The sequence below is a fragment of the Streptomyces sp. NPDC057445 genome (assembly GCF_042802855.1).
Lineage (GTDB): Bacteria > Actinomycetota > Actinomycetes > Streptomycetales > Streptomycetaceae > Streptomyces.
The window spans coordinates 40,165-44,965 of sequence record NZ_JBHVDH010000034.1; the positions used below are offsets into that span (position 1 = coordinate 40,165).

The window sequence follows — 4,801 nt, forward strand, 5'->3', positions numbered from 1 at the left end:
GTCACCTGCGCGATGTCCCGCACCTGCGTCGTGAGATTGCGGAAGACGGTGTTGACCGAGTCGGTCAGGTCCTTCCAGGTCCCCGCCGCACCCGGCACCTGCGCCTGGCCTCCGAGCAGGCCCTCCGCACCGACCTCGCTCGCCACCCGGGTCACTTCGTCCGCGAAGGTACGAAGCGTCTCCGTCATCTGATTGATGGTCTCGGCGAGCTGCGCCACCTCGCCGCGCGCGCTCACGGTCACCTTCTGCGAGAGATCGCCGTTGGCGACCGCGGTGGTGACCTCCGCGATGCCCCGCACCTGCGAGGTGAGATTCCCCGCCATCGTGTTGACGGAGTCGGTGAGGTCCTTCCACACGCCCGCGACACCCGGCACGGCCGCCTGGCCGCCGAGCTCGCCCTCCGTACCCACCTCACGCGCGACCCGCGTCACCTCGGACGAGAAAGAGGACAGCTGGTCGACCATCGTGTTGACGGTGTTCTTCAGCTGGAGCATCTCACCGGCCACATGGACGGTGACCTTCCGCGACAGATCGCCCTTGGCGACCGCCGTCGTGACGAGAGCAATGTCACGTACCTGGGCCGTCAATCGGTACGCCATCGTGTTCACCGAATCGGTGAGATCTTTCCACGAACCGGACATACCTCGCACTTGAGCCTGGCCGCCGAGCTTGCCCTCTGTGCCGACCTCCAGCGCGACCCGAGTCACCTCGTCGGTGAACGCCGACAGCTGGTCGACCAGACTGTTGACCGTACGGGCGACCTTCAGGAACTCCCCGCGCAGCGGCCGTACCGCCCCGTCGGAACCCTCCGGAGCATGCGACCTGAGCTCCATACGCTGCTCCAGGTCGCCCTCCGCGACCGCCGACAGCACCCGGCCCACCTCGGACACCGGCCGGGCCAGGTCGTCCACCAGCGCGTTGGACGCGTCGATCGCGGCCGCCCAGGAGCCCTCACAGGCCCCGGGCTCCAGCCGCTCCGTGAGCTTGCCCTCACGGCCGACCACCCGGCGCACCCGCGCCAGCTCACCGGTGAGATGCAGATTGCGGTCCGCGACCTCGTTGAAGACGGCCGCGATCTCCGCCATGACGCCGTCGCCCGAGACCGTCAGCCGTTTGCGGAAATTCCCGTCCCGCATCGCGACAAGGGCCGCGAGAAGCCGGTTCAGCGCCGCGGTGTCCACCGCCGTCGTCCCGCCCCGTGACTGACTCCTCCGGGATTGTCCGCCTTGTGCGCGCGTGCTCGTGCCTCGCGCCGCTGCACCAGACTCCACCGTGTCCCTCCCGCAGGGGTTGACCGTCATGCTCGGGCTGTCTCAGGAATGCTTTCCCAGTGTTTCACCACAGCCGAACCAGGCCATAACAGTTCGGCAGCTTCGCATAGCGTCCCCACCCCAGGAGGGCGGAAACGGCGGCGACCGGCATCCGCTCGGACAGCGAAGGTAAGTAACCTGGCATCCGGCTGTCCAACCGCCCCGCTCCGCCCGGAGGGGTGGTACTGGCGCGAGGACTACGACCGGGCACCGGGAGGGGCTGGCACCGACCATGGCAGAGCCGGGTGTCGAGACGCGTACGAGGAGTTCTGTGATCACCGCGCGGGCGGCGGCCAGCTTCGATCCTGTCGGGCGGTCCGTCGCGTCCGCCCGCGCCTTCGTCCGGGACACGCTCCAGGGATGGGGGCACTCCGACGTCGTCGACGATGCCGTCGTCCTCACCAGCGAGCTCGTCACCAACGCGGTGATCCATGCGGGCACCGCCGCGGACGTACTGTGTCTTCGGACCGAAGAAGGCGTACGGGTCGAGGTGGCCGACCACTATCCCGAGCGCGAGATCCCCATGCAGGGCGGCGGCAGAGCCGCGCCCCACCCGGACCGCGAGAACGGCCGGGGGCTGCTGCTCTGCGCGGCCCTCGCGACCCGGTGGGGCGTCGAGTACACCCCGACCCGCAAACAAGTCTGGTTCCAACTCGACCTGCCACAACGCCGGGTCGGCACCCGCTCGGCCGGCCCGGTCCTCCCCGTCGACCTCCTGCCCGTCGCCGACGAACGCGTCCGCGTCGCCGTCACCCAGATCGACCGCAACGGCGCGATCAGCGCCTGGAACGGGGACGCAGAGCACCTCTTCGGCTACGCGGCCGACCAGGTCCTCGGCAAGCCCCTCGGCGACCTCGCCGCCTGGCCGCACACCCCCGGCATCGGCACCGGCATCGCCGAGGCACTGCAACTCTCCCGCTGGGAAGGCAGCTACGGCATCCGTGGCACCGACGGCCGAGTCATCCCCGTGTACGCATCCCACCTCCGCGTCCGCGACACCCAGGGTGAGGCCTCCACCGTCTGCCTCCTCGTCCGCGACTACGAACGCGCGGTCCTGCAGACGCCGTTGCGCACCACCTCCACCGACGGCACGGGGGCCGACAACCGCAACGCGGACCCCTTCGAGGTCTTCATCGGTTCCCCCGCCCCCGACGACCTCGACGGCCTCCTCCAGCGCACGGTCGAACGCGCCCGCGACATGCTCGACGGCGACTCGGCGTTCCTGCTGCTCGCCACCGACGACGAAACCGAACTCGAAGTACGGGCAACCACCGGACTCCCCTCGGCCCGGCAGCGCTTCGCCCGCGTCCCCGTCGAAGCCGGCACGGGCCGATACGGCTCCGCCCGGATGCCCGCGGTACACGAGGACCTCACCGCCGTCCCCGGCGCCGTGCCGCTCCTCGGCGGTACGGGCATGCGTTCCGTCGTCACCGTTCCGCTCAAGGTCGAGGGCAGACTCACCGGCTCTCTCGGGGTCGCCGCCGAAGCCGCCGGACGCTACTCCAACGAGGAGGCACTGCGCCTCCAGTTCGCCGCGGACCGCATCGCACTCGCCGTCGAGTCCGCCCGCCTGGGCGAGTTGGAGCGACTGCGCCGCGGCTCCCTCAGCTTCCTCGTCGAAGCCTCCGACCTGCTGGCGGGCACGCTCGACCGCGACCAGACGTTGGCCCTGATGGCCCAGATGACGGTCCCCACCCTCGCCACCTGGTGCGCGGTCTACACGATCGCCGACCAGTCGTCGGAGCCGTACCTCTCCTATGTGCTCCATGAGGACGAGGAGCGCATCGACGGCCTCAAGGCCCTCCTCTCCAAGATCGAGCCCCCGGACCCGGTACCGACCCCCGGTGCCCGCGTCTGGTCCGCCCCGGCCGACGCTGCGCACCGCGCCGCCCTGCGCACCTCCATGCGCGAACTGGGCTCCGGTGCCGGCCATCTTTCGACCGGCATCGGCACCACCCTCGCGACCGCATCGGCGGTCGGCGGCGAAACCGTCGTCCTCCCGCTGGTGGCCCGCAACCGCGTCATCGGCATGCTCACCCTCGGCAAGCCCTCCGACGACCACTTCCGCCAGGAAATCCTCGAACTCGCCGAGGACCTGTCCCGACGGGCGGCCCTCGCCCTCGACAACGCCCGCCTCTACTCCGAGCGCACGGCCATCAGCCAGAGTCTGCAGCGCAGCCTGCTGCCGCCCGGTCTACCCCAGATCCCGGGCGTGGAGGTCGACGTCATCTACCGCGCCGCGGGCGAAGGCAACGAGGTCGGCGGCGACTTCTACGACCTCTTCCCCATCCGCGACGGCGCCTACGGCTTCGCCATCGGCGATGTGTGCGGCACGGGGCCGGAGGCAGCCGCCGTCACCGGCCTCGCCCGGCATGCCCTCCGCCTTCTCGCCCGCGAGGGCTTCGGTGGCCCCGCCGTACTGGAGCGACTGAACGCGGCAATCCTCGACGAGGGCGCCCGAAGCCGCTTCCTCACCTTGCTCTACGGCGAGTTGTGGCCGCAGGAGGACGGCTCCGCGCTCCTCAAGGTCGTCTGCGCCGGTCACCCGCTCCCGCTGCGCCTGCGTCAGGACGGCTCCGTAGAGCCTGCGGCGGAACCGCAGCCGCTGCTCGGCGTGATGGAGGATCTGGAATTGTACGAGCAGACCGTCACCCTGGAGCCGGGCGACGTCCTTCTCTGCGTCACGGACGGAGTCACCGAGCGGCGCGAGGGCACGCGGATGCTCGGAGACGACGGCCTCGCCGACGTTCTGAGGACCTGTACGGGGCTCACGTCCGGGGCGGTCGCCGCACGAATTCTGCGAGCGGTGGAGCGCTTTGCCGCCGAACCCGCGTCGGACGACATGGCGATCCTCGCGATGCGTGTCCCGGAGCCGCAGCAGATCTGAGCGTCCGAGCACGAAGAAGGCCCCCGCCGTGAGGCGGGGGCCTTCTTCGTTGTGGAGCCCCCAAACGGAATCGAACCGTTGACCTTCTCCTTACCATGGAGACGCTCTACCGACTGAGCTATAGGGGCCTGTTGCCTCGGCGGCTTCCCGCGCTGCAACGGAAAGAATCATACCCCGAAGTCATGTGTGCTCCACACCATCCATCCCTCTGGACCACATGCTGTGTCACTGCCACGTCCTGGATCTGCTGTTACCGCTCGCCGGCTGCGGTTCGGCGGCGGCGGCAGGAAGCCACCGAAGTGGTCTGCCGTGGCGAAGGGTTCGCCCTGCCCCGGCAACCAGACCGTCACCACGGCCTGGAAAGGCAAGAGGCGCGTCTGCACGGTCCATGCGCCGCCCGGCTACACCGGCCTCGGCAAGGCCTGCAACGCCCTCCGAAGACCGTTTCCTGACGAGCCCTCAACGCAGGAAAGCCCCGGACCATAAGGTCCGGGGCTTTCCTGGAATGATTGTTCGGCGGTGTCCTACTCTCCCACAGGGTCCCCCCTGCAGTACCATCGGCGCTGAAAGGCTTAGCTTCCGGGTTCGGAATGTAACCGGGCGT

At 69.6% G+C, this 4,801-nt stretch carries 2 protein-coding genes, 1 tRNA gene and 1 rRNA gene; 1 reads left to right on the forward strand and 3 read right to left on the reverse strand.

Going from position 1 to position 4,801, the window contains the following annotated elements; translation table 11 throughout:
• On the reverse strand, positions 1 to 1,271 hold a 1,271-nt coding region (locus ACFU5O_RS35730; RefSeq protein ID WP_384246788.1), incomplete at its 3' end, for a HAMP domain-containing protein.
• A gap of 271 nt (positions 1,272 to 1,542) precedes the next feature.
• Here ACFU5O_RS35730 and ACFU5O_RS35735 point away from each other — a divergent pair.
• On the forward strand, positions 1,543 to 4,197 hold the full coding sequence (locus ACFU5O_RS35735; RefSeq protein WP_384246790.1) for a SpoIIE family protein phosphatase: 2,655 nt from the start codon (positions 1,543 to 1,545) through the stop codon (positions 4,195 to 4,197).
• A gap of 52 nt (positions 4,198 to 4,249) precedes the next feature.
• Here the strand turns inward: ACFU5O_RS35735 and ACFU5O_RS35740 are convergent.
• Together ACFU5O_RS35740 and rrf are read right to left on the reverse strand one after the other, a co-directional pair.
• Positions 4,250 to 4,325, reverse strand: a tRNA-Thr gene (locus ACFU5O_RS35740).
• Positions 4,326 to 4,708: 383 nt separating this feature from the next.
• Positions 4,709 to 4,801, reverse strand: a 5S ribosomal RNA gene (rrf, locus tag ACFU5O_RS35745); the annotation flags it as partial.

Coding starts and splice junctions, on each gene's coding strand:
- ACFU5O_RS35735 (WP_384246790.1), top strand. CDS start 1,543: ATGGCAGAGCCGGGTGTCGAGACGCGTACGAGGAGTTCTGTGATCACC.